A 24,535-nucleotide genomic window follows, 5' to 3' on the forward strand; every position below is an offset into this window, starting at 1 on the left:
CATATAGTCCTGAATGGTGGTTTTATGTCAACATATGAGTTTAATTTGTCAGCTTATGGGTTTAGTTCCTTTTAAGTATCTGATTTATTGGAGTAACAAGTTCATCCATATAGTCCTGAATGGTGGTTTTATGTCAACATATGAGTTTAATTTGTCAGCTTATGGGTTTTTTATGTCAACTTATGGGTTCAGCGACACTATATGTTGTGTTTTTCAGTCCCAGATCGCTTTCTTAAATAGGCATAGATGGCCACACTTCATCCCAAGGCGGGATTTCCGGTGGATCTTGCTGCTCTTTAACTCCCCTTTGATAGCACTCACTCCACAATCGTTGTGGCCAACCACCAAGGAAAGCATCGTGAAAGAATTGAACGTTCTCCCCAATGCGATTTTGGGCGCTGTCGTTATAGCCCTGCCGAGTGGCTTCAAATTTTATGAATTCTCGCAATTCCATCACTAACGCATCAGCATCAGTAAACTCTGACTCATGCAATCCTGACCAAGCAGGTGTACCAAAATTGCCATTATATTTTGGTGCTTCTGTAGCACTGCCGTATGTTCTCATATCCCCCATAAAACGCGGTTTCCTTTAATTTCCAAAATCCAAATTTCAGTGTTATTCGCCATGCGATTATTTCCCTTAGTTACTTATGAACATCAAAAGCTTCATCAATAAAAAACTCTTCTTTTGTCTCCCAGCCGTCATAATCAGCAGTCATATAGTCACGATATAATTTCACTACCTCTGCTGGCAATTCGGCCTCGGCCTCGTTTTCAATAAATGCCTCGACAAGACATTTAGGAAAGCCGAGGAATGTTGGTTCTTTATCACACTTTACTGCCTTAACTAGATTTAATGCTAATGCGGTTTCCAAAGGCAGTTCAATACTCACGCCCATATAACCGAGCGCTTCTTGATAGCGCTTTGCGAACTTAACTAGATTTAATGCGGTTTCCAAAGACAGGTCAATGCTCACGCCTATATAGCCGAGCGCTTTAGCCGATTCGATAGCTTTTTCAGCTTTATCTACAAACCCCATCAATGACTCGATAACGTGGGGTTCCGGCATGTCAGGATCAAACATATTTTGTTTCCCTTAACTTAAAATCGTGGGCTGCACCCACACCCGCGAGCCACCGCCCTGGAGCAAATAAATTTGCTCGGCGGTCAGCGCCTTTTGGTTAAATCAATGCTGAGATTTGATAGCTAAAGCTTGTTCTAGCGTTGCTTTCACTTCTTCAAACTTCTCAACGTTGATAGCATCTTTATTGCCAAATTCATCAACAACATACCCGCGCTGCAAATCAGTCTTAGTGCAAGCTAATAATTCTTCGATATGAGATCGGGGCATAGTCAAAACATCTTCAAGTATATTAAGTTTCATACCGTTGTTTCCCTTAACTTTGTTTAAAAACAAGATCAGATTAATGCGGTAAAGATAAGAATGACAACGGCTAATGAAAACCCGACTTGACCAACCCATGCTAGCCCTGCGCCCCCTTTTGCGTCTCGCATGATCAAGTGTACTGGAAGTGCTAATCCGACACACACCAGAATGCCAACAATGATCCATTCGACCTTACCAACCAGGAGACTAAGAAAGGGGAGGCCAACAAGCCACGCATCTAGGCTTTCAAACATTTCGGTATTCATGGTGACAGCGGCAAGGAGGCCAGCCACTATCACCCATATGGTCATAAGACCAACAAACTGATTCCCATTTCCTGATTCCATCGAGGTTTCCTTGAACTTAAGCTGCGTTTTCTTTTTCAGCCCTGGCACGGCCTTCAGCAATCAAAGCAGAGATTGGCCGCCCAAGTCTTTCTTCGATTTGTTCAGCCGAAACTGGCTTGTCACTGATGATTGAGCCATCGGCATCTTCGAGATCAGCAACAAACTCGCTAAACCCATCGAAGGGAACTATTGCATCCCACTCTTGCTTCCATTGGGCTTTGCCAGCGAAACCACCGCCGCCCAGTTCGATAATCTGGTTGTCAGCTTGGTCAACCATTACAAATCCAATATATCCTGCGCATTTACCCATTATCCAACCCTACCTATATATTGTGCTGTATCAGCTGCCACCACACACAAGATGTTGTGTTAGTCAGGCCAGCGGATTTCCTTGATCATTGTTCGTGTTGGCGAGGCCACCACTTTTCGAGCCATTCTTGAGCAATCCATTTCCTCGCGCTGCTGGTCGGTAAGCAACTGGTATCCAGTCATAATCACCTCTTTTCCCTTAACTTACTTTAAACCTTGAATAATGACTGACCCTTGGGTGACAGGTAAAACAGCCAGCTTTGTGCCGATAGATGTTGCACAGATTTTCAAATTCCCTGCCTCATGACCAGCACAGCCGCTCGATCACAGGCAAATATTTATCAGACACAATCGTCGCAGAGGCCGGAACCAGGGAGTGTCGAGAATGGATATGCCCCTGAGTGGCCTGTCGCCCCGCAACTCTTGCATCTCAAAACGGGTCTCTTATCGACTGTCTGAGAAGCTGTTCTGTTTGCTAGCACTGCCTCGGCAACTTCTCCGTCACGGCAGTTGCTATACCAATCATTACAATCATTGCGCACCGTTTTCCCAGCCGCCAGAGCGGCAATCAAATCTGCCTCGTTGGAGTAGCCACCAAATTTTACGCAGCGTGCCAAAAACTCCGCCGATCTGTCGCCACAGTCAACCCATTCCCCATTGCTCAGTTGATATTGGAGTTGCATTTCATCAATCCTCTTTAATCCATTAACTATAAAACGCTAATGGGCGACTTTAACGGTATTTCAGCCAACGCTAACAATATTTCGTCTGCGCAATGCTCCCCCTCCGGAGCTAAAAATTGCAGACAACATTCATCGATCCTGATGTGATGTTTTAAAACTGGGTAAGAAGTTGTTCTTGATTTGAGCAAATCAGCTGCCCTCTTGCTTTGAGTTTTAACCGTCACAGTAGCGCAGTTACATACGAGTGAAACATTAAATTTAATACTAAGGTAAGACAGGCTTGAAGTGCTAATTTGGTTGTCCATGATTAAATCCTTTCTTGTTCGTATCTGCCGGAATTGGCATCCCCGCTGTCGTGGGGAACTTGTACCGTTTCGATGCCCTAACTATAACGCATTAGTTATATAACGCAAGCGTTATTTTATGGTTTTTTGATAATTTTTGTTGTCTTGGTGACAAGCACGAAGTCGCCGTTGTCCAGTCTCATTACTTCTCGTTCTTGAGATACCCAATTATTGAAAAACTGGAGCGTCACTCCAGCTGCTTTTGCGGCGGTATTTCTGTCTCCATTGAAATAGGTTTCAGCCATTTCTCTTACTGTGATCTTCATCTGAAAAACTCTTGATTGATAAGCGCGACGGATAACTCTCGGGTCAACGTCCAGGTATGGCCAACTATGATCAATGTCGATATGCCCCAGGATCTGCTGCACGTCCTCGATGCGCCCTCCGGTTTCCTTGAACTATTTGACTATTTTAAAGCCGCCACGATTGGACTTCCGGCACTCTTGGCACATATAGACCTCTGGCCCTTCAAATTTATTCGTTCCATTCACCCCCGCAGTTTGAGAGCGGAGCCTGACCAGGACTACGTTTTCGTTATTGCACCAGTGCGCCACACCCGTTTTATTGCAAGACATACTCATTTCGGTTTCCTTTAACTTACTGGTTGCCAACTCTACGCCTGTAGTGTAAAAGTGATTATGTAACTGCCGAACAGGCAGCTGAAAATATCAACTAACAAGTTTTACGTTAGTACAGCAATTAACTGCCGAATAGGCAGATGCAAGACAAGAAGCGGAGTCCAAACAGGGTTCCGCTTTTTGCTTTTAGCGATCCCTGGCTTTGCTGTTCGGTGTCATACCGTTCTTTCCTCTGACTTAATTATCCCGAGATAGCGTCCATCCATTAGCCCACCCTCACAAACTACCGCGAGCAATGAAACGCTGTTTACACTTAGGACAATCGATGCCAAACGATGCCCCAGACTCACAATCATCCTGCTGGTCATTGAGATCGCAATGAGCCCCACAATAAGGGCATTCACAATACCAACTGGTCTTAACCTCTGGGTACACCGCTACTTCTTTCATTGTTTGTCCTTATTGCTCGTTTCCTTGATCAATTTAACAGCTTGGCTGAGGCCAGTTCGTCTTCGATGTCAGACAGAGCGGCTTTCATATCAGCCGGGGTCATCAAAGACCAGTCGCGTACCCGCTCCCTAATGCTCTGGATCAGCCTATCCTGTTTCAGCAGCTCTTCACCGACCAGGGCAACGATCCCCTCCTGTTCGAGTTCATCTGTTGAGTAGCCTCGACAAATATTCACACAGACCACTATGCGCCGGGCATTAGCTTTCTGCTGGCCTCCATGAATATACGGGCAGATCGCTATGGGGGCGCTGCCCCCCTTCTGCTCGATGATAACTTCTGCATCGTTGCTACGAGCTGGGTGAGTTTTGTTGACTACCCATGGGCTTTCTGTGTGTTCCTCAAAGTTTTTTATCATGATAGTTTCCTATTACTTAATCTGCACTATATGTTGTGCCGTATCAGCTGCCACCACACACAAGATGTTGTGTTAGTCAGGCCAGCGGCTTTCCTATGTCTTCTGGCCTGCGGCAAGACTAGCCCATTCAGGAGTATCAATTGTTTCCATTTCTTGGATGTGCTTGATTTCATCAGCTTTGAAAAAGTGCCTTACACCACCCAAGCCAGAAACAGAGACTGCAATATAGTCACCAATTGGATCTTTGATTAACTGAGGTTTAGCAATCTCGCGATTACCAACAAAATACATTGTTCCATTGGTTCCCTCTTGAATTTCAATTGTTTTCATTCTTCCCCCCTTAATGGATCAACTCTTATTTAACGGTTTCCCTTAACTTCCTGATTTAGAATACATTACGATAAAGCTAATGAATATTGCTAACAGCGAGAACGCAATCCCTCCTGAAGCTAGCAATCTATCAGTGATCCAAAAGACGCCTGAAAACACTAGGATACAGACAACAACTGCCAGCAATAACGATACTTTTTTAGATGCGTCAGATGGTGTATCACCAGCGTCTTGAAAATGCTTCCATATACTCATTGCGAATTCCCTTAACTTGATTGTTCGGTGTTGAGGCTTGCTTTAAGTTGCTCGCGTTCATCCTCTGCATTCTCAGATAAACGCATTACATCGTCAGATGTATAGTCAGTTAAATCTTCACCTTTTTCTGCCAATGCTTTTGCCGCTAAAAAACCGTCATACCAGCCATCGCCGTATATCTGGCTTTTTTCATCATCGCTTAGTGCCATGGTCTGTTTCCTTGATCACTTGTATTCGATTTTTGGGTCGCAGTTTACATCATCAGGATCGCCGCCATCATTTGGGATACCAATGACGCCGCCAACATCGCAATCCACACCGTTCGCATCTTTTTTAAAGACGCGCAGCGAGCCTGACCAACTGAACAATTCCAGCGATTGAGGCCATTTCTTTGCCAGTTTTTCCAGCTCGGCTATGGCTTGCTGTTCTTTCTTTGTCAAAACCACATCAGGCATGTCGAATTCCCTTAACTTGATTGCTTACAGAGAAGCAGCCCAGCGCCGATACTTCATGGCGTCGTCTGCTTGTCGCTTCTGCCGTTCTGCATTGCGTTTTACCGCTGCTTCGTTTGTGTCGCCACCAAAGTAAATCTTGGATTCTTGCTCAGCGTGGCGAGCCATACTAATGAGCATTTCCACCAGTTCAGCTTTCTCTTGTTCGTTTAAAGCCATATCGGTTTCCTATTTCAGTTGTTGCTTCAAGGCAAACCACTCAGCCAAATCCGACTCTGTGATCACCTCAGACCGATCATCGCTGATCAACTTCCAGCATCCACCACGATCGAGGTTACTCCAAACGAAGCCGTCAATCGGAAGGGTGAAATCTGGTCGCTGATGCCAGCGTGGCCATTCATCCAGATTGAACTTCAACCTCTCGATAGCTCGCTGCTTGAGGGTCTGAGTATCGGCCTTGGTAGTCACTCGATTTCCCTTAACTAATTTGCAGGAATGAGATCTGACAAGCTCCATATTTCCCACTTATCACGACCAATATCCGGAGTGTAAAAATAATCTCCGATAACGTGCCCTATCATCTGGATCTGACCATTTTTGGTTTGCATGAATTTACGGGGCCCTTTATCTACACCGAGCGGCCACGGCTGTTTTCGCTTTAATGCTGCCATGATTGTTTCCTTGAACTAGGGCCGGACTCCGGCCCTTCTGATTTAAAGGGTCGCATTCACTTTCACGTAATGGCATTTGTCTCTGACATATTTGATAGTCATGCCTTCTTGACGTAGCTCCCTTAGCGCCTGCTTGAAAGGGTGTCCATCGCCATCAAACGGGCGGCTTGTGCAACGAATGTTGCTCTTGATGTTCTCAATCTGCGTTCGTGAATTGGGCGAAATCCGCTTGGCTCCGGTTCTCATAAGCCGATTTCCGTTTAGTTAAACCAACGCCCAAGATCCGATTTTTGAAAGCAAGCTATATTGAACCCTCTCTCTTGAGCTTCAAAAGCTTCCCTTACCATCTTTCTAGTCAAACCAACATTGTCAACGATCACCGTGGCAGTTGAACCGTCTGGATATTTCTTTTCCCATTGAGTGCTGTTATTGCCAAAAGTCTGTTTTTTTGTGTAACTCTCAAAGTTTTTGATCATGATAGTTTCCTTTAACATGGCCCCGTAAGGCCATGTATTCTATTCACTGCAAGTTATACGGCAATCCAATGTGCGTTCTCAGTGTTCTTATCGATCACTTTCAATGTCACCTCTGCTAATCCAGCCTCTTTTGCTTCATCAACAGATAGAACAACAATTTCCCCATCAACTTCGACAGTCATAACTTTTGCATCATCCATTCGCTCGATTAAAGAAACCGCATTTTCGCTGGCTTTAAACTGCGTATAAACGTGATTAGGACTGTTACTCGATTCGGAATGGCTGTCGAAAACAAACCCCATCTTCATTGCTGATGTGAAACCCACTTTTTTAACTGAATAGTTCATAAAATCACCTTTTGTTTATGAGTTAGCAACTAAGCTGTCTGCATGACAGTGGATAAGTTTCCATGACGTAACTATAACTCAAGCATTATATAACGCAAGCGTTATTTTATGGCTTTTTGATAATTTTTGTGTTCTTGGTAACAAGCACAAAGTCACCGTTATCCAGCCTCATAACTTCACGCCCTTGTGACACCCAATTGTTGAAAAACTGTAGCGTCACGCCAGCAGCTTTGGCGGCAGAGTTCCTGTCTCCATTGAAGTAGGTTTCAGCCATTTCTCTTACAGTGATCTTCATCTATATTAATAACTCTCTCATTATATAACGACACAGTTATACACGGTCAGCCGTCACAGTGCAACCTCAAACGCTCGGCGGATAACTTGCGGATCAACATCGAGATAGGGCCAACTGTGGTCAACGTCGATATGCCCCAGCACTTGCTGAACGTCCTCGATGCGCCCCGTCTGCGCCAGCACCCGCGAGGCCAGCGTTCGCCTGCCTGAGTGACTTGAGCCACCCTTGATCCCGGCGCGGCGGTAGATGCGGCTGATTGTCTGCTGGAGTGCATCACAGCACAGGTACTCGACCGGGCCGGACTCGATGATCCGCTTCTTCCTGGCCAGTTCAAATGACCTGCCTTTGTGGGACAACACCACCCGGCGGGGCGTTCACGGAAACGAAGATCTGAGATCAAAGATTGCATCCCACTTACATATTGATTAATATTTAATCTCACATTGGAAAATGATTCAGGCGCTCGATGAGCTGCCTTTACTTCGCACTAATAGAGGTTCCTATGGAAAATACTCACTTCGATCTTGATCAGGTTTTAAAAGCTAGGTCACTACTCAGTAAAATTACAAGTCCAGAAAATGAGTCAAAAGATTTAACTGGATCAGTATTAGCGGAATACTCACTGGGAAAATATAATGAATCAATAGTTATTATTAATTCAGGATGTAAGGAAAACCAAGAATGGTTTCTTAACAGCTACCAGCGAAGTGTTAGTTACTGCGAGAAGCTAATTTCTGCATTTAAGAAATCTGACGAAATTTCGATTAAATTAAGAAAATTGAGACTTGATAGAAATCTAAAATTATCTCCAAATGATAAAGACGAGAAAGTATCTGTACTGCTCAGAGAAAAAATTGTCAATCTAGAGGTAATAAGGACACTGAGATTAGAACTGAAGAAACTGAAATCAGAACGTTCAGAGATGAGACACAAAAAACCCCACTAAGTGGGGTTTTGCTTTTAGAACAAACCTAGCTGTATGCTTTCACCAAAGCTGGATACGTCACGAAAAAGAATATCATCTTTTCTACTTGCAGAAGAATTATCTTCGAGAACGCCTTCCTTTTCATGCTCAGTTCTAATTCCAGATGAAATTTCAGATGAAAATAATCCCTTAATTTTATTAAACATTCGAGACAAACGAAAGCGGCTCTCCCAATCACCTACATAATGCATCGGAGTTTTATATGAGTATTCAAATTGCATGCTTAGGCTATTTCCGACAACTATTTCACCAGGGATCCCCAGCAAAGATAACTGAATATATGCCATAGCCGCCGCAGTGGGATCTATATCTACACCGCTCACCCACACGCATTCCTGTGGGTTCAGTTTTCTACTCTTTACAACTTCTGTGAACGCGATAATAGTAGAACCCGCTCCAATCGCCGGGTCACTGACGGTAACGAACCCATTCTTTTTGATAGTAGCTATACTGTTCTCATCGAACGTCATCTCAGCCATCGCGTGAGAAACCACATATGGAGTAAAAAATTGCCCCGTATGAGAACTGCCCAACCCCAACTCCATAAAAATGCTGCCAAGAAAATCACTCGGCTCTTCTAGAGCTAGGGTAGTAATAGCAAACAACGTAGAGAACTTAATCAATTCATCTTTAGAATAATTAGCTGCTACCTTCAGATAGCGTTCCTCAATCTCTTCAGATTTAAGAAATGCGTTTTGAATAGAACATGCGGCCATCATACAGAAATCACTAAAAACCCGATATCGGTGGTGTTTAGCATTTATTCCGTTAAAAACCTTGCAAAACTCACTCTTACATTCATTTGGAAGCATAAAAGACCTCTTTATCTTTACGTATAAAGGGCAGCCAAAGGCGCCCATCAATCGACAAATTACATTTAGCATGCTAAACGTATACTTTTCAAGGGCAGCACAACTGTGCGCCCATTTTGTTTTTATGCAGTTAGCATAGAAAGCTGTACTATTATATAAGAAAAACCCGACACTTAAAGTGTCGGGTTCTCATTGTGATGTGTAACAAACAAACTAGCAACAACTAGCCCTTATAACAATCTTCAATAGCCATCCAGAAATCATCATGTCCAGATACGGCGCTGCCGATAACATCATGAGATACTATATACTCATCAAAGATATGGTTGAACTGAACAACATAACCGTTAACCTCAAACTTTTCAGTATTCAAAAACTCCTTAGCTGCAAACCAACCATTACGCCAGCATTGACAACGAAGTTCATGAGATACATCAAGATAAGCATCTGGCATTATGAAGTCCAAGAATCCTTTCGAATAACACGTAAAAGACCTTGCAGTTTCAGGTGCGAGCACTTCCAATTGCTTAAATATTTCATCGTTTGCAAAACTTAAATCACGTTCCGGCATCCGATTATTGGAAAGAGAATTTTTCACCGCTTCGAATAAAGACTGAATCAATATTCCATTTAACTCATCAATAGATTTTTCGGTTTTAGGTGGCATACTTACTGGAGACACAGAAGCATCAGTAAAATTAATACTCATAATATTATCCTCTTAAGTTACGTTTTAAAGGCAGTGATAACACGCCTGTTTTACTTGATATTTAACCCATCACTCCAAGCTATAAGTAAAAAATATTGCTCCTTGGTTAACCATCCACCCATATATTTATCAGTGATTAGTTTACTCCTGAGAGTCCATTTTCTACGCATAGTTAAAGAATCGTCAAATTGGTCGCAGATTTTTTTAAATTCCTCAACAGAATAAAAATTTCCGGTATTTACATTTAACGAACTTGGGAAAAATAACATATTTTCCTGATATGCCAGAGAGGCAATATCGTGGTCAATTGTTGCACACATATTCACTAAACTAACTTACATTTGAGAGGCTGTTGATCAACAACGCCTATTTTATTTGGTGTATTAAACACGATCTAACAAAATCAAATATAACATTACCCTAATCAAATCGCCAGAGCTAGTAGAGACAGAGAGACAGAGATTTAGCATGCCAAATCAACCTTACACCTTCAAAGGCAAGAGATTTTGGTTATGTCACACTTGACTATATTTTGCGATCATTACGTTACTTATTGATTAAATTATATTTTTCATTTTTTCCATGGAAAAAACATCAGTTTTCACTCCAAGCTAAGATCCCAATTATAGAAATAGGTGTATTCTGTGATCACAAGACACAATACACGACATAGAGAGCGGCTAAATGAATCAACTTTCAAAAACAGGATTTTCAACGATTGCATCGACCACTCCCATAGTTCAAGTTAATTGGAACTACTTGATGCAGACCAGAGCTGAAGTATTGCAGCGCCATGACGAAATGCCAGCTTATTTGTTGATGCCGGAAGCCGTTTTACTGATAGATTCAGAGCTCAATGTAAAAAGGCGACTCGCTATGGAAATAATGTATATGACAGGTTGTAGAGTAAGTGAGATGTTATTGCTAACCCCTAGACATTTTGTCTTTTCAGAGAATGGAGCAAACTACGTAAACATTCCAACCTTAAAGAAAAGGAATGATTCTAAAAAAATAACCAAGAAAAGGAGAAGAAAATTTTCAGATACAGATCTTCTTGGAACACTTCCACTGCGACAAGTCCCCATATCAGATCCACTTTTTATAGAAAGGGTAAAATCGTATATAGTAACGGAGCAATTATCGCCTTCCCGAAGATTTTTCAGTTGCGTAAGACGCACGGTAAATAGATGGATAGAAGAAACTGTTGAAAGATATATTGATAGAAATGGGCCTTTTCAAGTTCATATTAGCCCTCACACATTTAGGCACTCATTTGCTGTAAATGCAGTACTGCATTTCACACCAGCCAGAATACTACAATCGTGGTTAGGGCACAGTTCAATTTCAAGCACAGAAGTGTATATGAATGTATTATTTAGTGATACCTTTGCATTTTCTGAAAGAATTTCATGGAGGCCATACACACTCCATGAAATTGAGTTGGTGAAAGATAAAACCTTTTAATATCAATCAAATAAGCTCAATTCTTCACACCTGAAGCACCAAGCTCTATTGATTGCATTCTTTGCTTTTGATGAGAGGGCTTTTGACTCAAGCCTTTCCAGCATCATATCTAATGTTTTTTCAGTTTTACACATCCTAAAACGATAAAGATATTCAACCTCAAGATCATCGAGATCAGATATATCCATGGTTCTTGCCATACATTCCTCAGTCTAAATAGACATATAAAGATGCTCTAATATTCTTAATAAATTCGGACATAGAGCAATTAAGCTCAAACTCATTGCAACTAACACTTGGAATATCACCTAATGTATAAACACAGGCAATACCAGGGGTAGGATAGTGACAGACATTTTCAAAAAAACTATATTCAACACCACTAAACTTTATTGCATTTCTCTCTATCTCAGAATAGAGCAGCATTTCAATTTCGTGTCTCAAATACTCATCTAAATTAGTTTGTTCTTGAATTTCATCATCAAATTTATCAATGTTATCCTTAACAAATGATAATGTTTTTTCCCAATTATTCAGCTCAAACGCAACTGTTACCATCATTACTCAACTTGTGTATAAATGAACTACCTGGAAGCCTAACCAAAACATAAAGAATTCCATCAAAAGCAAAAGCGTCAGCAGATGCCAGCTCAAGTGCCTCGGCAAGCTGATCAGCTTGCTCTTCATTGATCCTGATAGAACTCCTAGATAACCTTCTTGCCACTTCCAAAGCGTCCCCGAGCAGACATACCCAGACCAACGATGATCCGGTTTTCGATAACCCCATTGACAACAGTGCCTTCATTGGTAGACGAGTTATCACATTATCCCAAAGTTCCATCAACCCAACTGTATGAAATTCCCTACAAAAAGCAGCTCCTTTTCATAAAAAAAAACCCAGTCAATCATGACCGGGTTCTTCTGTTAAAAAATTCGTTGTCTCTTTACTTGTTCCTGTCGTCCTTTCCGAACCTGAATCCAAAGCATCAGTAACACGGAAATGGAGACAGCAGAAACCAGCATATCAGACAGAAATGTAGATAAACCCATAATAATCCTCTTTATACGTTTTAAAAGCAGCCAGAAGGCGCCTATATGTGTCAATGTGCTTAGCACGATGAAACATTAATCTAACACTAACCTTTAAGAAATCAAAGGCAAAACGAGCAGTTTTTTAGTTTCAGAACGGCCATAAGCTTTGTCATAGTCGGTGAGATCTTTATATCTAAGAGATTTTTCTTTCTCTTGAAACTGAGGAATAATCAGATAGACCGATTGCAAGGGGCTCTTTGTTATAGCCTCTTCACAACGATCTACCCCAGCATTACTATCACCATACTGATCATTATCAGCAACAAATATTTGAGGGGAATCGGGAAATTGCTTTGCTAGAGCTAATGAAATTGGCACGATATTATCAGCATTCAATGCTGCTATAGACCAAGATGATGTTAGGCTGAAAGCTAATACCGCATCAACATAGCTCTCCATTATGTATATCGGTTGTCCAGGAGCTGGCTCTGGCCGCCCCCCTCCAGGAACCACAACGCATCCCCCAAAAAAGTTCGAATGTTTACGGAACATTTTCTGGCCTGAGTCATATAGTCGCTGCATACACAAAAATTTCCACGAGTTCGTATCGAAAACGGGAACACCAATGAATCGCCCGGTAACACCAACTGAGGTGAAACCCACACGACAATTCAGATGAGATACAACGCTAGTAGGGATCCGCTTCTTTTCAAAATAACTTCCGTCATAATCACTATCAGAAAATGGGGGCAACTTGTTCATCCAAGCTAAATCTCGCCTTGTAGCCTCATCCCGCAACCTCGCGTCTTCAGCCCGAAGATTCTTTAAATGTTGCTCCCTGGCACTCTTTTGAGATGTTTCATTCAACCTGGAGAATCGATTCCCCCCTCGATGATTAATCCATTTCGCATAAAGAACATCAAACCCCTTAAAAACAACAGGTTCAGGGAAATGTTTCCTAAAATTTCTAAAGTAAATAGTTGGGAAGCGGAGCAAATTCTGCTCTCCAGTCTCTTGATCTGTCCAAAGATACTCACTGGTATGACCGATAACCCAGATCCGTCCTCTGTCCGCTAATTCAAGTCCTACGACTCCCGTTTTCACTTTGCAGCTATCCAACGTAACAACATGTCGAGTCTGGTACCAATCCACATTGACCTGACTGGCTACATTAGCAACATCATCAACAAACGCCTCCAACATAGCAGCTGGATCATTTCTATAATAAGTTAAAGCGAACCCATACAGTCCCAATGATGAACAATTTGGCATGCTAAATAATCTCAAACACTATCGTTTCAACGACAATTCCTATTGGATTCCGATATAATGCCCCTTTATGCCTCTGGTCATTTACCAGAAGAAGAAGAAGGGCGCTTCTCGGCTGCCCGTAACAGGCCACCATACCAAGGAGCATGTAAAAACCCATATTTCAAGGACGAAGCGGTGCGGTAGTTAGGATAACTATCGCATCGCACTCTTACGATATCGTTCTATCCGTTTAATATATTCAATCAGCTCAGACTCATGCAGCTCTTCTGTAACAAGAACGGCAATCACTTCATCGAATGATAGAGCATAGCGATACTGCAAAATATCAACCGCTCTAGCAGCCGCAGGCAAATCATTGCGAACACGAGCAGAATGAAACTGCTCAGTTAAGTTAGTTATCATACGCGCTCCTAACGATTCAGGGGCACAACAAAAACAGGTTATAAGCTCCCGGCTTTTGTCAATCTACATTTTGCGTTGGAAGTTCAGAGGTTCAACAATACCGAATGCCGTCAGCATTAAGCGCCATACGGAATAGTTAATGTGGTATGCCCGACTCTCACGCTCAGTGAGTTTGTCCAGCTGGGCCATATCAAAGATCTTCAAAACATCTAGCAACGAAAACCAATCGCTCTGCTCTATATCCAGTGGGGCTTCCTTTTCGCTAGTGTTATCTCGCGTTATCAATGCAATTTTCATTTCGCGGGGTGAAAGCCGCAATTTCTTGGCAGTTTCCATAGGATCCAATGAATAGACATTCATAAATGTCCTCAATTCACGAAATGTGGGGGCTCGCCAACCATCAGCACTAAATACAGTGGATGGAATACTGGCATCCGTGGTACGAGCGGAACGATTCGATGCAAAAAACGTAAGCTTACTAGCATCAATACCAAATATGGCAGATAGCTCTTCCGGGCGGCGTCCTGTCCATGCAATGAATTGTCTGACAATCTTTGGATTTGGTGGCTCATACCCCTCTCCCACTGGCAAAAGGGTACTATCTGGCATGATAGGCGGTGCCATATAATCAGCTAATGTTCTCATCCGTATGCGATTGAGAAATGAAATCCAATCTGCATGCTGAATATGAAATGGCTCCGGCCCTTTATCCGGAGAATGTAACAGATGTTTTATCAAAGGTTCAGGTTGATTTAGAAACCTGGCTATTGTTGAGTCAGCAGAACCCGATCTAACCGCTAGGGTTCGGAATTCAGAAATGTTCGGCTTAACCCACTCTTTACTATCAGAAGTAAAAATAGCAGCTCTGATAAATGGTTTCAGAGGTTCAAGTTTCTTTGGTTCAACAAAGCCAAAGTTCTCTAACCAAAACCTCCAAACAGAATAACTAATTCTCCCATTCTCTCCACGCCGGATATAAAAATCCTCTTTAAAGAAGTTTCTCAGATGTTTTGGAGATATATCAGCAACTCTCGCGAGTTCTCCGGTAGACCATCCAGTAAACATTTTAAACTCAGCGATATCAGCAGGAGTCGGAGCTATCCAGCCAGCATCTAATGTCAAAATGCTTTCACTTTGCATAGGATTCTCTCTTGATTTAAATACAGTAAATTCACTCCAGGCAGCTTGGAAAGCTTGGAGTAGATCAAAAAGGAATGATTTTTTGGATTCGTATTGAAGTCCATGAATGTCTGACAATGGACTATTTGAACTATTCAGTATTTGTATTTGGCTATACACATTAAACCTCACTATTCGAATAACAGGCAGGTAAACGACCGCCTTTCTTGAATGCAACCGTCTCATATATTGGGCGAACAATCAAGCTTTTTATCCTTTTTTAAATTACACCTCCTGTGGATAAGTCGGCCAATAATAAGGATGGGGGGAGATATACACATACCCACACTACAGCTTCGAGTAAATGAAGCTCTACGCTCCGTATGGATATGTGCATATCTCCCCCCTCTTTATGCAAAAAGCGAAATGCCCGGAGGTCATTACGCCTTTTGCGTCAAAGGCACGCCTTTTCACATCGAGTGAAAAGATCGTGCCAACACACGCGCCAACTTCGGATGGGCATCAAGAGCAATCGCCCCTCCTCTTCCGGCGCTGCGCGCTCTAGGTTACGCTGGCGCTGCAACCTAGAGCGCGCTTGTGTGTTGGGATTGACGCAAAAGGCACCCCATTACAAGAACCCATAATGCTGAACCGTTTTTTTTTGCGTGAAATTACCACTTTGAAACGATACAATTACAGCATCACGAATCGGACAAATGAAACGCTATAATATGACAAACAATTATATTTGCAAAAAATCAAATCAAGGTAAAACAGCAGACCAAATAAAGCTTGAAAAAGAAGCAAAAAGAATACTCCAACTTAAAGCAGAAATTAGAGAAAGAAGAAAGAGAAAAGCATACAGTGGCTCAAAATTAAGAAGATTTTTCGGTGAAGCCAAAGTTCTTAGAGAAGTATACGGGTTTACGTTTGAAGATATTTCCTTGTGGTTAAGAGAGTTTAAAAGAGTAAAACTTAGCCCAGCAGGGGTAAAAAGTGCCTATCACAGAATTGACGATGAATTAAATAAAGGTAAGGAAAATGGCTAGAAGTTTAAAAGAACAAGCAGTAGCTGTTATCCGATCTAAAACTCAAATAGGAAGTGATAAAAAGACAAGTGGGAACACACCAGGAAACTATCAAATTATTAAATCTGTAAGATCCGCGAATGATACCGCTCTAGCACTAGCAAAAATAGCTACAGATATGGGTGTAAAAAGAATAAAGCATATTACTCCAGAAATGGCTGCTAACTATCTAAAAGATAGAGCGGAAAACTTCCTAAGCCAGAAATCTTTGGAGCGTGATAGAAAGGCCCTTTCTATTGCAATTGGCATAGAACTCCCAAGAGTAAAGGCTATCTCAGAAAAAGAAATTCGTTCGCGATCCTACTCGAACAAACAGGTCGGTTGGGTAATGGAAAAAATGACTGAGCGCAATTCTCTAAGTGTAGAGATCGCATATAAAGCAGGCTTAAGAGCACATGAACTACTTACCTTAAAACGGATTGACGAAGGAAATAAAAGTTCATCAAGAAGTTGGTCAAATGAAAGGTTCGTAGGAAAAGATGGCGTAAAATACTTGGTAACGGGAAAGGGAGGACTTACCAGAGAAGTAAACCTGCCACATTATCTAGCAGAAAAGCTTGAGAACCGCAGACATCCTCAGCCAGTTGTAAAAAGAGATCGGGGAGTCAATTACGTTACCAGGTACGATATTGGAGCAGGAAATGCATTATCCGCTTCATTTAACAGAGCCTCAAACAGAGCATTAGGTTTTTCAAAAGGACTCCACGGCGTAAGGCATAGTTACGCCCAAGAAAGATTAGATGAGATCAAAATGGTCTTGCGAGTAGGACACAAGAAAGCAAGGGAAGTGCTATCACAAGAATTGGGGCACTTCAGAGGGGATGTCGCCGAGGTTTATCTACGATGATTTAGCATGCCAAACCACGTTTCTATATTTAACTTGCTGAAAGACGTTGGATTTGGCATTGAAAGACCCCATATAAATCATAAGAGAATTAGCTCTTGAACATAGGAAATTAACATGAATAACGAAACTGCGAACATAACTATTGGGGGCGACCTGGTATCTACAACGTATGATGTTGTTTGCAAACATTGTAATGGTACAGGCACCCTGACATTTCAAGCTCCACGTATTGCAAGCCTTACTGTCGGTGGTGTCATCAATTTTACCGATGTTAACTGTTCTAACTGTGGTAATAAGGGGGGTATTTACGCGCCTACTGGAAAGTATGTTAGAGACGATGAAACTGGACGAATGAACCGTCAAGGTTAACCCATGTGCTCCACTTAAACCATCGTTTCTGAGTTCAGGCGACCTGTGTCCATATGCCACAGAAAACATTTACTTCAACAGGGTTCAGCGATAAAGGAAAAAAATCGGCAAACCTGCCGATTTTTTCTTCTCATCATCATATTACATCATAACTTGAAGCCTAATGACGTGTGGATTACAAAGCATCTGCTTATACATTTCAGGCAAAGCTTCCTTATTACATTCAAATACACGAACAATCACTTGATTCGGACGTTCTACAACAACTTTAAGCATTCCAAAGTTAAGTTCTAGTGGACATACAACTTCAGAGACACCATCCAACACCTCAATCCCATCTGAGTCGGGCCCATCAGGGAAGGGCACATAAATGTCGCGGATCATTTCAAATACTTGTCTTGAAATGTCGTCACTGCCAAATTCTTTAAAAACATCAAGCACTGTTTGAAAGTCTTCCCGGAATTGATTAGTTCCAGAAAACACTCTCTCAAACCCAAACATTCGATATATTGGTAATAGCTTTTCATCCCGCTGAAAACAGACCTCTTTCCTAAGAGCAAACTTCAACTGTTCCTCAAACACATCATCTGGCATACATTCTATTGGGCCTAATGTACTCCCACCATTTTCAGCCCACATAACCGTCTTTATACCATCTGATATGCCTTTAAAGTCCGAAGACGTATGCTTCCAAATAAGTGAAACATTCTCAGGGGTCTTTAACAACATCATATTATCCTCATTACGCATTCAAGGCAGCCAATAAGCGCCTGTTAAAGTAAAAGCGCCCGAGGGCGCTTTAGATAGTCAGTTTACTCGGGTTGCGAAACCCAATTCACTCCATGACCTTGTTCTACCAAGTTGCGAAGCCACTGATTCAAGAAATCATTGAGCTCTTTCTTGGCTTTAATATTAACCTTTTCATCCAAATAAACTACCGTATAGATTGGAGGTATGCTCATTTCAAAAGAAAAAGCTTCAACCATATCCAAATCAGGATAAAAAAGAATTTCCATCACTGGATCAGAGCACAAATCCCCATTTTGGGTATAATAATGGGCCATCGAAAAACCTATACAGTTTTGATTTTTCATCCCATCCAACAGCGAATTCCTTTCAACAACAAGATCCATGTACCCCTGGGATAGACTCTTACGATAATTACTGACGTCTCCGTCACGGATAATGGCTAACTTAACCATCAGATCATAGTTTTTCTCATAAACAGACTTCATTTTCACCTCTTTACGTATTGTAGGCAGCCCAAGGGCGCCTTTTTCAATGGATTTAGCATGCAAAATAAAATGCTAACGATTTAAAACATTCAACTCAATCTTTTGTACTGAAGCCAACGGGACTAGAAAGTTGAGCGTCAACTCCAGATAACTTCTCCTATGTTCGATCAGACACAAATCAGCGTTACTCATATTTGTGTACTGCTCCATAACATCGATCAGCAAACTTTCACACTCCATCACTGTGGACTCAGCAACTAAAAGAGGGCATTTCTGTGAGTTCTTGGAAGAAAACCCCTCTTCAGCCATCCTACGTAGATAGTAATCATGGATGCTCTTAGCAACATCATCATTTGCTAAATGAATGAAATCCCAATCATTAATCGGTTTCCCAACAGCACCCAATGCACGACCACATTCCCCATCAGCAACCAACGGTTGAAATTTTGCCAACGCCTCTTTAACAATGGCATTAGAGACAGGGTGGATCAGCTCAACATATGCCTTAGCGTTAAGCACTGCAACTAACGCACTTACGACATCCCCAGGCATTTCTTTCTGAAAAGATTTAATAAAATGTTCGTTCATAAAAACCTCAATTCGAATTATAGGCAGCGAAGAGCGCCTGTTTTTTTTAATTGGCAATATGCCAAAAACACTTATATCTTACCAAACATTGACAGTTCAGGATAGACCTGCGAGATTATGCAGGGTACGCAACTTGTGAAGCGTTTCGCGGTGCCCGAAAAAGACACAAGACCAACTTGAGTGAACATCAATCTAGGCACAAAAAAACCGGCTTTAAAGCCGGTTTTTTTTACCTATTACCTATGGAAATTGGATTTAACCCTTGCAACCAGATCCTCCAAAGAAAGATCTCTAGGTGCTAAGGTTCTGAACCAACGTTTATTATACTCAGCAAACCAGTGATGAAGACCACCACTGACTTCTTCTGGGTAACAAAACACTTCCACCCCAAAACACCTACTCCAACGATATGGAGGAAGCATTTCAAGATACATATTGTAATTGCTGCTATTAATCTCAAAAAGAGTACTTTGAGCGTCACTAAGCCACTCAGCATACATCTTTTTATACCCCTCCAAATCAACAAATCTCAGTCTCAAACCTTCTTCTTTTTGAACATTTGAAACGAAATCATTGATACCAACACCATTTACTTCTTTAACTCCATTAGCCTCAAATACCATAGACTGATAAGAAGGTGAACAGTATGAAGGATGATCAATATCAACCAAATAACCAACATGAATAGTCATAAATACCTCTTTATTTACGTTTTAAAGGCTGCTTCAAAGCGCCTATTTTCTTGAATGGCAATATGCCGATTAACTAACACTCTCTAAAAAACCAAACAAGTCTGTGGAACGGACTCTCCAGAAACAGGGGCGCTAATATCAAGTATCCTTTTCGATAGTGAGAAACCCAGGATCGCCAACTCTACAGGTAGCCCTGTAGTAGTACGGAGGGAAAACAGTGTCTGCGCTCTTTTAGCATCCTTATCGAGCCTCGCTATACTTCCTTTTGGTATTTTGACAACACCGCTTTCCAACAGATGCTTCAGCATGACAGTAGGGCACTTCCCTTGAAGAAATCCATTTTCAACAAGATAAGGGTAAAATGATTCAACAAACATCATAGCCTTTCCTTCCTTCAAATCGACTTCTAGTTTTTCACTCTCGAAATACCTAACAACTCTATGTTTCTCGCCTTTGCGATAGTACACCCTTGCCAAAGATTTGTATTCTCCATCTAAACCTTCATCATCGAGCCCAACAGCGCCATCCTTATCCAAAAAAGCCTCAAGAGGAAAGTAGGTATATGTTGGATTGAACTGAGGAACAATCTTTACCGTTTCGGGGATTGGATAACTTTTACCAACGTTAACTATTTCATCCCAAATCTTAAAGGCCATCCCAGGTTCAGGCTCCCCTCCCTCTCTCGACCAATGATACTGAATAGCTATCAGTTCCTCGTAATCGATCAGGTCAATCGGGTGATAACCATATCGGTGAAACGCTTCTTGCTGAATAGTAAGAATATATCTTAATAGGTTCATACGATACTCTAATGAGTATTGATTTATCCCAACTTTGATATATCCATTTTTCATTTCTCTACCTAATAACGATCTATGGTTATAATCAAAAAGAGTGTTAATCATGTAACGCCTTAATTGATTTAATGGCTGCATAAAACCATAAGTTTTAGGAGAGATCGCAATCTGCGCTTCTAGGCTGTCATCACTTGGATTCATAGCACAGAGAACGCAACCAAAACGAGCACCGCATTCCTTTCTGCTAACTGCACCAGCAAATAAATCACACGTACCACCATTACCAGCAGAATAGTGTTTTCTCATTTCATCAAACTGTGATGAATATGAGTCAAAATCACCTTCATTGAGAATTTTAAACAATCCCCAAACATCAGATAGAGACCAGTCTTTAATGATAGCCAAAGACCATCCCAACTGAGTTCTTACCATTTTATAGGCTGATTCATTCCGCTTTTTCAGGTTCGCCGCTCTCATTGTTGACTCTGAATCACGACTGCCAGATATACTAACAACCTTTAGAGTTTGATGCTTCTTTTGAACACTCTTGAGAAACTTCTCCATTGGTTTTATCTTCCAATCAACAGCACAGTCCCGGCCGTTTGATGCTGTTTGTGGCGTTCTTAACAATTTGCCCCTTCCAACATACTCAACCATAGGATTGTTCGACAACGAAGGCCGAAGAGTTTCAGTCTCTATGGGAAGTCCATTAAACGAGGCATACTGATTCAGATCATCGTGAAGTCTCATCATATAGTCATGTAAGACCATATTATCCAAAGTAGTATTTGTAGTTACGATATAGAGAGGGCCAACATTTTTGTTTATGTCAAAAGCCCGTTTCAACCCCTCGACAACACAAACACTCGCAGCGCCGCTATCTTTACCGGATAGACCCAAAGAGACGATCCAACCATCTAAAAAAAGTTGCTTTGCTCGCTCAATAGCCTCTTCAGACTTATAGTGATTCTTTAACATATTTTCACCTCAGTTCGTGTAAAAGGCAGCCCAAGGGCGCCTACATATCTTCATTTACAGCTTGTTTATCCTACTACTTTTCTTTGGCATGCGAAAGAAAAGGGTGTCCAATTGGACACCCTAGTTTTATGTCAGCATGGGTTTAATTTGTAACTTATGGATTCAGCGATAAAAGGGTAGGGTAACATACGCCAATTCTTAAGAAAAAAGACCCTTCACGGATCCCGCGTACAAAGTACGACTAACCTCAGAGGTATTGGTTTATAAACCTCCCGAGCTATCTCGGAGCGCCTTTGCCTTATGGCCACCTGGCGGGGTGCGTTGCTTAGGCAACGACTCTCGGCGTATGCCCCTTTGAAAAAGGGTAAAAAACAGTTTGAAATGGAGCTGGCTTGCCAAATAAATAACCTTGAAAGTATCCAACCCCAAGTTGCTTCAATAATTCAAACTGTGAAAATTCTTCAATACCTTCTGCCGTCACGCTACAGTTCCCTTTGGCAGAGGCTATATCAAGGACTGATTCTATTATGACTCGATGAGTTTTGCTAGTACAGACTTCAGCAACGATCCCTCTATCAATCTTAACTCCCTGAAATGGTAATTCACCAAAGGCGGCCAAATTAGCATAACCAGACCCGAAATCATCCAACACACATTTAATCCCCATTTCAAAAAAAGAATTCAACGAATCGGCTACATCCCCCGGAGAATATGGTATACGTTCTGTCAGCTCTATGATAAGGCAATGTGGATCCAGCAAACCTAAACTTACTTGCTCTTTAATCAGCTGAACAAATATTGAATTTTGTGCCAGATCAACACTATTCACGTTCAATGTAAATTTCATTCCTGGCATCGTTCTCTGTATAAAAATGTACTTATCCAACAACGAGGGCCAGAGATACCCCCAATCATCAATTTTCAAACTGGAAAAGAATTCGTCAGGACTCAAAATGTTTCCATGCCTAAAATCTCTGATCAAGCATTCATATGCAGAAACTTCAGCGTTTGAATTAACAATGGGCTGCCCAAAATAATTCAAATTCTTCCAACCTATATTTTGAGCAGCAAGCATTATTATTTAGCTCCCTTAGTAGCAACTTTCTTAGCTATATTTTTGGTTTTTTTGAGCCCACTTTTTGCAGCACCAGGCCCACTTTGACCTGCCGAACCAGCCGCACCAGCCATCTTCTGGAATGCCCCGTCAGCACTTACCATTCCAACCCATCCGAGACAGGTTGAAAATAAAATTGGGCCATACAAATAAAACGCACTAGAGATCCACTGAGATAGCATTAACGTATTAACTTCAGAGATACCTATTCCCATTGCCGTAATTATTGTGTCATCGATAAGACGGGCAAGCTCCCAAAAGAAAGGCCAGAAGAGTATTGATGATACAACCCCAATAAAAACGCCTATGTATTTCCACTTGTAACCAGCCATGATCATGGCTGGTAGAAAGCTTACAATTATTCCAAGAATAAGAAATGATTTGACCATTGGCATCCCTATCTGGAGCATGCTGGCCCCGGAAAACTGCTCTATAGATTTACTAGCAACCCCAGCAGTTCCCAATGCTCTAAAAATCCAGTCCGTTACAGATGTTTTCCCTTGTAACCCATAGTCCGTAGTGGTAAGTGATTGCAGTTGTTGAAGTTTAATGGGAGAAAACAGCGCCTCTCTTACTACAGCATCTTTCTTGGCAATATAAACATAATTAGTTCTTTTAACTGTATTTAACTTTGAAGTAATCACCTCATAAATGCCATTATCATTATTCTTTAACCACTCAGAAAGTGAATCGTAAAGGCGAGTAGATAAAGCCTCTGAAGATACATATGGAGTATTAACTTGACCAACTCCAAGCCACCATTCCTTGCACGTTGGAAACCCATAATCAGCAGGAAGATTCGCCGATTCCTCAACAACATTGGTTGTACCACCAAACCCAGGCAAAGCCTTCTTCGAATAAAAACCATCACCATCCGAGTTGTTATAGTATCCACTGTTGGTAAGCAGTGTTCTTGAGCCCGGCCAGTTATCCGCCTCAATAATTCCGCGATTCCAAGACTTCAAGTACTTGCTTCTTGCAGGATCATAGCAAGTCTTCACAAAGTCACTTACCTCATTTCTCAAAGCCTCATCCTCGATGCTTTGAGTTAACATGCTGTCTGATACTAATCGAATATCAGTAGTGCAGGGGAGTTGAGTAACAATCTCATTTTTCAATCCAGACACAACTCTGATCGCGACATAAAAAAGAACAGGAATCATTACATCACGATCATTGATTTGAACTTTCATGTTGGAGACGACATACTCGTTACTTTCTCCCTGGATACTTGATGAAACTGTTCCACCAACATTACTATCATCAGTACACTGACGCTTGAAATATTTGACTCCATCAACGTTTAACTTAACCATAGGAAATAGTGCGAGTTCAAAAGCACATATAATTAGTAACGAACCAACCCATACGGTTCTTATTGCAGAGCGAGTATTTTTATCCTCCATTCCGGATTCGAGCACCCGCTTTGTAGCATTAACTATCAAAGCAATTATTGGTAAAAGAACTATTCCAGTCTCTACAAAAACATCCCACATAATGTTATAGATATAAAAACCAAGCGAAATAGCATATGCGTCTAAAGTGCTGTCAACTACCATATCAACCTACCTTAACGCTCTGAATACTTCTATCAAAACAAAAATGGCAATCATTAACGGCCACATCTTCTTTAAATATAAAACCTGAATCAAATTCAGTCTAAAACTCCGCTCAAAAAACCAAACCACCTCT

The 24,535-nt window shown here is 41.6% G+C and carries 38 protein-coding genes; 6 read left to right on the plus strand and 32 right to left on the minus strand.

Annotated features, from left to right (window positions below; translation table 11 throughout):
* Positions 1-232 precede the first annotated feature (232 nt).
* The 6 genes from HCX89_RS20905 to HCX89_RS20930 form a co-directional block, all read right to left on the minus strand.
* Positions 233-574, minus strand: a complete 342-nt coding sequence (locus HCX89_RS20905) for a hypothetical protein (protein ID WP_167717257.1) — start codon at positions 572-574, stop codon at positions 233-235.
* Positions 575-644: 70 nt separating this feature from the next.
* On the minus strand, positions 645-1,085 hold the full coding sequence (locus HCX89_RS20910; protein ID WP_167717259.1) for a hypothetical protein: 441 nt from the start codon (positions 1,083-1,085) through the stop codon (positions 645-647).
* Between the two features lie 102 nt (positions 1,086-1,187).
* Positions 1,188-1,385, minus strand: coding sequence for a hypothetical protein (locus HCX89_RS20915; protein ID WP_167717260.1), 198 nt, complete (start codon positions 1,383-1,385; stop codon positions 1,188-1,190).
* A 35-nt stretch (positions 1,386-1,420) separates the two neighbouring features.
* Entirely contained in the window at positions 1,421-1,735 is a 315-nt protein-coding gene (locus HCX89_RS20920; protein ID WP_086904553.1) for a hypothetical protein, read from the minus strand.
* 16 nt (positions 1,736-1,751) lie between these two features.
* Positions 1,752-2,045, minus strand: a complete 294-nt coding sequence (locus tag HCX89_RS20925; protein WP_167717262.1) for a hypothetical protein — start codon at positions 2,043-2,045, stop codon at positions 1,752-1,754.
* A 1,103-nt stretch (positions 2,046-3,148) separates the two neighbouring features.
* A complete protein-coding gene (locus HCX89_RS20930; RefSeq protein ID WP_167717265.1) occupies positions 3,149-3,337 on the minus strand; it encodes a hypothetical protein in 189 nt (62 codons plus the stop codon).
* Between the two features lie 66 nt (positions 3,338-3,403).
* On the opposite strand from HCX89_RS20930, the gene HCX89_RS20935 reads away from it, so the two are divergent.
* Complete coding sequence (locus HCX89_RS20935; protein ID WP_167717267.1) at positions 3,404-3,667, plus strand: hypothetical protein; 264 nt, start codon at positions 3,404-3,406, stop codon at positions 3,665-3,667.
* Between the two features lie 460 nt (positions 3,668-4,127).
* Here HCX89_RS20935 and HCX89_RS20940 read toward each other — a convergent pair whose 3' ends face one another.
* From HCX89_RS20940 to HCX89_RS20995, 12 genes are all read right to left on the minus strand, one after another.
* Positions 4,128-4,514, minus strand: a complete 387-nt coding sequence (locus HCX89_RS20940; protein ID WP_167717269.1) for a hypothetical protein — start codon at positions 4,512-4,514, stop codon at positions 4,128-4,130.
* Between the two features lie 93 nt (positions 4,515-4,607).
* Positions 4,608-4,844 (minus strand): hypothetical protein, encoded by a 237-nt coding sequence (locus HCX89_RS20945; protein WP_167717271.1) that lies wholly within the window; start codon positions 4,842-4,844, stop codon positions 4,608-4,610.
* A 42-nt stretch (positions 4,845-4,886) separates the two neighbouring features.
* Positions 4,887-5,099 (minus strand): hypothetical protein, encoded by a 213-nt coding sequence (locus HCX89_RS20950; protein WP_167717273.1) that lies wholly within the window; start codon positions 5,097-5,099, stop codon positions 4,887-4,889.
* 11 nt (positions 5,100-5,110) lie between these two features.
* Positions 5,111-5,308: a hypothetical protein gene (locus tag HCX89_RS20955; protein ID WP_167717275.1), complete on the minus strand. Its 198-nt coding sequence runs from the start codon at positions 5,306-5,308 to the stop codon at positions 5,111-5,113.
* Between the two features lie 15 nt (positions 5,309-5,323).
* The gene (locus HCX89_RS20960; RefSeq protein WP_167717277.1) at positions 5,324-5,554 is read right to left on the minus strand and encodes a hypothetical protein; all 231 of its coding nucleotides are present in this window, start codon (positions 5,552-5,554) and stop codon (positions 5,324-5,326) included.
* A 24-nt stretch (positions 5,555-5,578) separates the two neighbouring features.
* Positions 5,579-5,770: a hypothetical protein gene (locus tag HCX89_RS20965; RefSeq protein WP_167717279.1), complete on the minus strand. Its 192-nt coding sequence runs from the start codon at positions 5,768-5,770 to the stop codon at positions 5,579-5,581.
* A 9-nt stretch (positions 5,771-5,779) separates the two neighbouring features.
* Positions 5,780-6,019: a hypothetical protein gene (locus HCX89_RS20970; protein ID WP_167717280.1), complete on the minus strand. Its 240-nt coding sequence runs from the start codon at positions 6,017-6,019 to the stop codon at positions 5,780-5,782.
* Positions 6,020-6,033: 14 nt separating this feature from the next.
* Positions 6,034-6,222: a hypothetical protein gene (locus tag HCX89_RS20975; protein WP_167717282.1), complete on the minus strand. Its 189-nt coding sequence runs from the start codon at positions 6,220-6,222 to the stop codon at positions 6,034-6,036.
* Between the two features lie 260 nt (positions 6,223-6,482).
* On the minus strand, positions 6,483-6,698 hold the full coding sequence (locus HCX89_RS20980; RefSeq protein WP_167717284.1) for a hypothetical protein: 216 nt from the start codon (positions 6,696-6,698) through the stop codon (positions 6,483-6,485).
* A gap of 53 nt (positions 6,699-6,751) precedes the next feature.
* Positions 6,752-7,045, minus strand: a complete 294-nt coding sequence (locus tag HCX89_RS20985) for a hypothetical protein (protein ID WP_167717285.1) — start codon at positions 7,043-7,045, stop codon at positions 6,752-6,754.
* 106 nt (positions 7,046-7,151) lie between these two features.
* Positions 7,152-7,340: a hypothetical protein gene (locus HCX89_RS20990; RefSeq protein ID WP_167717288.1), complete on the minus strand. Its 189-nt coding sequence runs from the start codon at positions 7,338-7,340 to the stop codon at positions 7,152-7,154.
* A gap of 53 nt (positions 7,341-7,393) precedes the next feature.
* Positions 7,394-7,696 carry an integrase gene (locus HCX89_RS20995; protein WP_167717290.1) on the minus strand — a complete coding sequence of 101 codons (303 nt, stop codon included), beginning with the start codon at positions 7,694-7,696 and terminating at the stop codon, positions 7,394-7,396.
* Positions 7,697-7,842: 146 nt separating this feature from the next.
* Between HCX89_RS20995 and HCX89_RS21000 the strand changes: the two genes are divergently transcribed.
* Complete coding sequence (locus tag HCX89_RS21000; RefSeq protein WP_167717292.1) at positions 7,843-8,286, plus strand: hypothetical protein; 444 nt, start codon at positions 7,843-7,845, stop codon at positions 8,284-8,286.
* A gap of 14 nt (positions 8,287-8,300) precedes the next feature.
* Here the strand turns inward: HCX89_RS21000 and HCX89_RS21005 are convergent, their stop codons facing one another.
* On the minus strand, positions 8,301-9,137 hold the full coding sequence (locus HCX89_RS21005) for an N-6 DNA methylase (protein ID WP_167717294.1): 837 nt from the start codon (positions 9,135-9,137) through the stop codon (positions 8,301-8,303).
* Between the two features lie 223 nt (positions 9,138-9,360).
* Complete coding sequence (locus HCX89_RS21010; protein WP_167717295.1) at positions 9,361-9,846, minus strand: hypothetical protein; 486 nt, start codon at positions 9,844-9,846, stop codon at positions 9,361-9,363.
* A 684-nt stretch (positions 9,847-10,530) separates the two neighbouring features.
* Here HCX89_RS21010 and HCX89_RS21015 point away from each other — a divergent pair.
* Positions 10,531-11,310: a site-specific integrase gene (locus tag HCX89_RS21015; RefSeq protein ID WP_167717297.1), complete on the plus strand. Its 780-nt coding sequence runs from the start codon at positions 10,531-10,533 to the stop codon at positions 11,308-11,310.
* A 2-nt stretch (positions 11,311-11,312) separates the two neighbouring features.
* On the opposite strand, the gene HCX89_RS21020 is transcribed toward HCX89_RS21015, so the two are convergent.
* From HCX89_RS21020 to HCX89_RS21040, 5 genes are all read right to left on the minus strand, one after another.
* On the minus strand, positions 11,313-11,510 hold the full coding sequence (locus HCX89_RS21020) for a hypothetical protein (protein ID WP_167717299.1): 198 nt from the start codon (positions 11,508-11,510) through the stop codon (positions 11,313-11,315).
* A 7-nt stretch (positions 11,511-11,517) separates the two neighbouring features.
* On the minus strand, positions 11,518-11,871 hold the full coding sequence (locus HCX89_RS21025; protein ID WP_167717301.1) for a hypothetical protein: 354 nt from the start codon (positions 11,869-11,871) through the stop codon (positions 11,518-11,520).
* Between the two features lie 582 nt (positions 11,872-12,453).
* Positions 12,454-13,545 carry a hypothetical protein gene (locus tag HCX89_RS21030; RefSeq protein ID WP_167717303.1) on the minus strand — a complete coding sequence of 364 codons (1,092 nt, stop codon included), beginning with the start codon at positions 13,543-13,545 and terminating at the stop codon, positions 12,454-12,456.
* A 261-nt stretch (positions 13,546-13,806) separates the two neighbouring features.
* Positions 13,807-14,016: a hypothetical protein gene (locus HCX89_RS21035; RefSeq protein WP_167717305.1), complete on the minus strand. Its 210-nt coding sequence runs from the start codon at positions 14,014-14,016 to the stop codon at positions 13,807-13,809.
* A 63-nt stretch (positions 14,017-14,079) separates the two neighbouring features.
* Positions 14,080-15,315 (minus strand): hypothetical protein, encoded by a 1,236-nt coding sequence (locus HCX89_RS21040; RefSeq protein ID WP_167717307.1) that lies wholly within the window; start codon positions 15,313-15,315, stop codon positions 14,080-14,082.
* 536 nt (positions 15,316-15,851) lie between these two features.
* Between HCX89_RS21040 and HCX89_RS21045 the strand changes: the two genes are divergently transcribed.
* The 3 genes from HCX89_RS21045 to HCX89_RS21055 all read left to right on the plus strand — a co-directional run bounded on the left by HCX89_RS21045 (position 15,852) and on the right by HCX89_RS21055 (position 17,439).
* A complete protein-coding gene (locus tag HCX89_RS21045; RefSeq protein WP_167717309.1) occupies positions 15,852-16,184 on the plus strand; it encodes a hypothetical protein in 333 nt (110 codons plus the stop codon).
* Positions 16,177-17,070 (plus strand): integrase domain-containing protein, encoded by an 894-nt coding sequence (locus tag HCX89_RS21050; protein WP_167717311.1) that lies wholly within the window; start codon positions 16,177-16,179, stop codon positions 17,068-17,070. The genes HCX89_RS21045 and HCX89_RS21050 overlap by 8 nt, the downstream gene beginning before the upstream one ends.
* A 114-nt stretch (positions 17,071-17,184) precedes the next feature.
* Positions 17,185-17,439 carry a hypothetical protein gene (locus HCX89_RS21055; protein WP_167717312.1) on the plus strand — a complete coding sequence of 85 codons (255 nt, stop codon included), beginning with the start codon at positions 17,185-17,187 and terminating at the stop codon, positions 17,437-17,439.
* Between the two features lie 141 nt (positions 17,440-17,580).
* Here HCX89_RS21055 and HCX89_RS21060 read toward each other — a convergent pair whose 3' ends face one another.
* From HCX89_RS21060 to HCX89_RS21090, 7 genes are all read right to left on the minus strand, one after another.
* Positions 17,581-18,171, minus strand: coding sequence for a hypothetical protein (locus HCX89_RS21060; protein WP_167717314.1), 591 nt, complete (start codon positions 18,169-18,171; stop codon positions 17,581-17,583).
* An 80-nt stretch (positions 18,172-18,251) separates the two neighbouring features.
* On the minus strand, positions 18,252-18,674 hold the full coding sequence (locus HCX89_RS21065; protein ID WP_167717316.1) for a hypothetical protein: 423 nt from the start codon (positions 18,672-18,674) through the stop codon (positions 18,252-18,254).
* Positions 18,675-18,746: 72 nt separating this feature from the next.
* Positions 18,747-19,262 (minus strand): hypothetical protein, encoded by a 516-nt coding sequence (locus HCX89_RS21070; protein ID WP_167717318.1) that lies wholly within the window; start codon positions 19,260-19,262, stop codon positions 18,747-18,749.
* 236 nt (positions 19,263-19,498) lie between these two features.
* On the minus strand, positions 19,499-19,954 hold the full coding sequence (locus HCX89_RS21075) for a hypothetical protein (protein WP_167717320.1): 456 nt from the start codon (positions 19,952-19,954) through the stop codon (positions 19,499-19,501).
* A gap of 83 nt (positions 19,955-20,037) precedes the next feature.
* The gene (locus tag HCX89_RS21080; protein ID WP_167717322.1) at positions 20,038-21,729 is read right to left on the minus strand and encodes a hypothetical protein; all 1,692 of its coding nucleotides are present in this window, start codon (positions 21,727-21,729) and stop codon (positions 20,038-20,040) included.
* 325 nt (positions 21,730-22,054) lie between these two features.
* Positions 22,055-22,804 carry an EAL domain-containing protein gene (locus HCX89_RS21085; RefSeq protein WP_167717323.1) on the minus strand — a complete coding sequence of 250 codons (750 nt, stop codon included), beginning with the start codon at positions 22,802-22,804 and terminating at the stop codon, positions 22,055-22,057.
* Positions 22,805-22,806: 2 nt separating this feature from the next.
* The gene (locus tag HCX89_RS21090; RefSeq protein WP_167717325.1) at positions 22,807-24,402 is read right to left on the minus strand and encodes a conjugal transfer protein TraG N-terminal domain-containing protein; all 1,596 of its coding nucleotides are present in this window, start codon (positions 24,400-24,402) and stop codon (positions 22,807-22,809) included.
* Between the last annotated feature and the right edge of the window lie 133 nt (positions 24,403-24,535).

This window comes from Shewanella sp. Iso12, from assembly GCF_012030025.1.
GTDB lineage: Bacteria > Pseudomonadota > Gammaproteobacteria > Enterobacterales > Shewanellaceae > Shewanella > Shewanella algae.

Excerpts from the sequence above, each read along its gene's own strand:
- HCX89_RS20980 (WP_167717284.1), bottom strand. The coding sequence starts at position 6,698 with ATGATCAAAAACTTTGAGAGTTACACAAAAAAACAGACTTTTGGCAAT.
- HCX89_RS21010 (WP_167717295.1), bottom strand. The coding sequence starts at position 9,846 with ATGAGTATTAATTTTACTGATGCTTCTGTGTCTCCAGTAAGTATGCCA.
- HCX89_RS21070 (WP_167717318.1), bottom strand. The coding sequence starts at position 19,262 with ATGAACGAACATTTTATTAAATCTTTTCAGAAAGAAATGCCTGGGGAT.
- HCX89_RS21025 (WP_167717301.1), bottom strand. The coding sequence starts at position 11,871 with ATGATGGTAACAGTTGCGTTTGAGCTGAATAATTGGGAAAAAACATTA.
- HCX89_RS21030 (WP_167717303.1), bottom strand. The coding sequence starts at position 13,545 with ATGTTGGAGGCGTTTGTTGATGATGTTGCTAATGTAGCCAGTCAGGTC.
- HCX89_RS20960 (WP_167717277.1), bottom strand. The coding sequence starts at position 5,554 with ATGCCTGATGTGGTTTTGACAAAGAAAGAACAGCAAGCCATAGCCGAG.
- HCX89_RS20945 (WP_167717271.1), bottom strand. The coding sequence starts at position 4,844 with ATGAAAACAATTGAAATTCAAGAGGGAACCAATGGAACAATGTATTTT.
- HCX89_RS20950 (WP_167717273.1), bottom strand. The coding sequence starts at position 5,099 with ATGAGTATATGGAAGCATTTTCAAGACGCTGGTGATACACCATCTGAC.
- HCX89_RS21045 (WP_167717309.1), top strand. The coding sequence starts at position 15,852 with ATGAAACGCTATAATATGACAAACAATTATATTTGCAAAAAATCAAAT.
- HCX89_RS21005 (WP_167717294.1), bottom strand. The coding sequence starts at position 9,137 with ATGCTTCCAAATGAATGTAAGAGTGAGTTTTGCAAGGTTTTTAACGGA.
- HCX89_RS21050 (WP_167717311.1), top strand. The coding sequence starts at position 16,177 with ATGGCTAGAAGTTTAAAAGAACAAGCAGTAGCTGTTATCCGATCTAAA.
- HCX89_RS20910 (WP_167717259.1), bottom strand. The coding sequence starts at position 1,085 with ATGTTTGATCCTGACATGCCGGAACCCCACGTTATCGAGTCATTGATG.
- HCX89_RS20930 (WP_167717265.1), bottom strand. The coding sequence starts at position 3,337 with ATGAAGATCACAGTAAGAGAAATGGCTGAAACCTATTTCAATGGAGAC.
- HCX89_RS20935 (WP_167717267.1), top strand. The coding sequence starts at position 3,404 with ATGATCAATGTCGATATGCCCCAGGATCTGCTGCACGTCCTCGATGCG.
- HCX89_RS20920 (WP_086904553.1), bottom strand. The coding sequence starts at position 1,735 with ATGGAATCAGGAAATGGGAATCAGTTTGTTGGTCTTATGACCATATGG.
- HCX89_RS20915 (WP_167717260.1), bottom strand. The coding sequence starts at position 1,385 with ATGAAACTTAATATACTTGAAGATGTTTTGACTATGCCCCGATCTCAT.
- HCX89_RS21085 (WP_167717323.1), bottom strand. The coding sequence starts at position 22,804 with ATGCTTGCTGCTCAAAATATAGGTTGGAAGAATTTGAATTATTTTGGG.
- HCX89_RS20925 (WP_167717262.1), bottom strand. The coding sequence starts at position 2,045 with ATGGGTAAATGCGCAGGATATATTGGATTTGTAATGGTTGACCAAGCT.
- HCX89_RS21075 (WP_167717320.1), bottom strand. The coding sequence starts at position 19,954 with ATGACTATTCATGTTGGTTATTTGGTTGATATTGATCATCCTTCATAC.
- HCX89_RS21080 (WP_167717322.1), bottom strand. The coding sequence starts at position 21,729 with ATGTTAAAGAATCACTATAAGTCTGAAGAGGCTATTGAGCGAGCAAAG.
- HCX89_RS21060 (WP_167717314.1), bottom strand. The coding sequence starts at position 18,171 with ATGATGTTGTTAAAGACCCCTGAGAATGTTTCACTTATTTGGAAGCAT.
- HCX89_RS21065 (WP_167717316.1), bottom strand. The coding sequence starts at position 18,674 with ATGAAGTCTGTTTATGAGAAAAACTATGATCTGATGGTTAAGTTAGCC.
- HCX89_RS21020 (WP_167717299.1), bottom strand. The coding sequence starts at position 11,510 with ATGGCAAGAACCATGGATATATCTGATCTCGATGATCTTGAGGTTGAA.
- HCX89_RS21055 (WP_167717312.1), top strand. The coding sequence starts at position 17,185 with ATGAATAACGAAACTGCGAACATAACTATTGGGGGCGACCTGGTATCT.
- HCX89_RS20955 (WP_167717275.1), bottom strand. The coding sequence starts at position 5,308 with ATGGCACTAAGCGATGATGAAAAAAGCCAGATATACGGCGATGGCTGG.
- HCX89_RS20905 (WP_167717257.1), bottom strand. The coding sequence starts at position 574 with ATGGGGGATATGAGAACATACGGCAGTGCTACAGAAGCACCAAAATAT.
- HCX89_RS20965 (WP_167717279.1), bottom strand. The coding sequence starts at position 5,770 with ATGGCTTTAAACGAACAAGAGAAAGCTGAACTGGTGGAAATGCTCATT.
- HCX89_RS20990 (WP_167717288.1), bottom strand. The coding sequence starts at position 7,340 with ATGAAGATCACTGTAAGAGAAATGGCTGAAACCTACTTCAATGGAGAC.
- HCX89_RS21090 (WP_167717325.1), bottom strand. The coding sequence starts at position 24,402 with ATGGTAGTTGACAGCACTTTAGACGCATATGCTATTTCGCTTGGTTTT.
- HCX89_RS21035 (WP_167717305.1), bottom strand. The coding sequence starts at position 14,016 with ATGATAACTAACTTAACTGAGCAGTTTCATTCTGCTCGTGTTCGCAAT.
- HCX89_RS21015 (WP_167717297.1), top strand. The coding sequence starts at position 10,531 with ATGAATCAACTTTCAAAAACAGGATTTTCAACGATTGCATCGACCACT.
- HCX89_RS21000 (WP_167717292.1), top strand. The coding sequence starts at position 7,843 with ATGGAAAATACTCACTTCGATCTTGATCAGGTTTTAAAAGCTAGGTCA.
- HCX89_RS20985 (WP_167717285.1), bottom strand. The coding sequence starts at position 7,045 with ATGAACTATTCAGTTAAAAAAGTGGGTTTCACATCAGCAATGAAGATG.
- HCX89_RS20975 (WP_167717282.1), bottom strand. The coding sequence starts at position 6,222 with ATGGCAGCATTAAAGCGAAAACAGCCGTGGCCGCTCGGTGTAGATAAA.
- HCX89_RS20940 (WP_167717269.1), bottom strand. The coding sequence starts at position 4,514 with ATGATAAAAAACTTTGAGGAACACACAGAAAGCCCATGGGTAGTCAAC.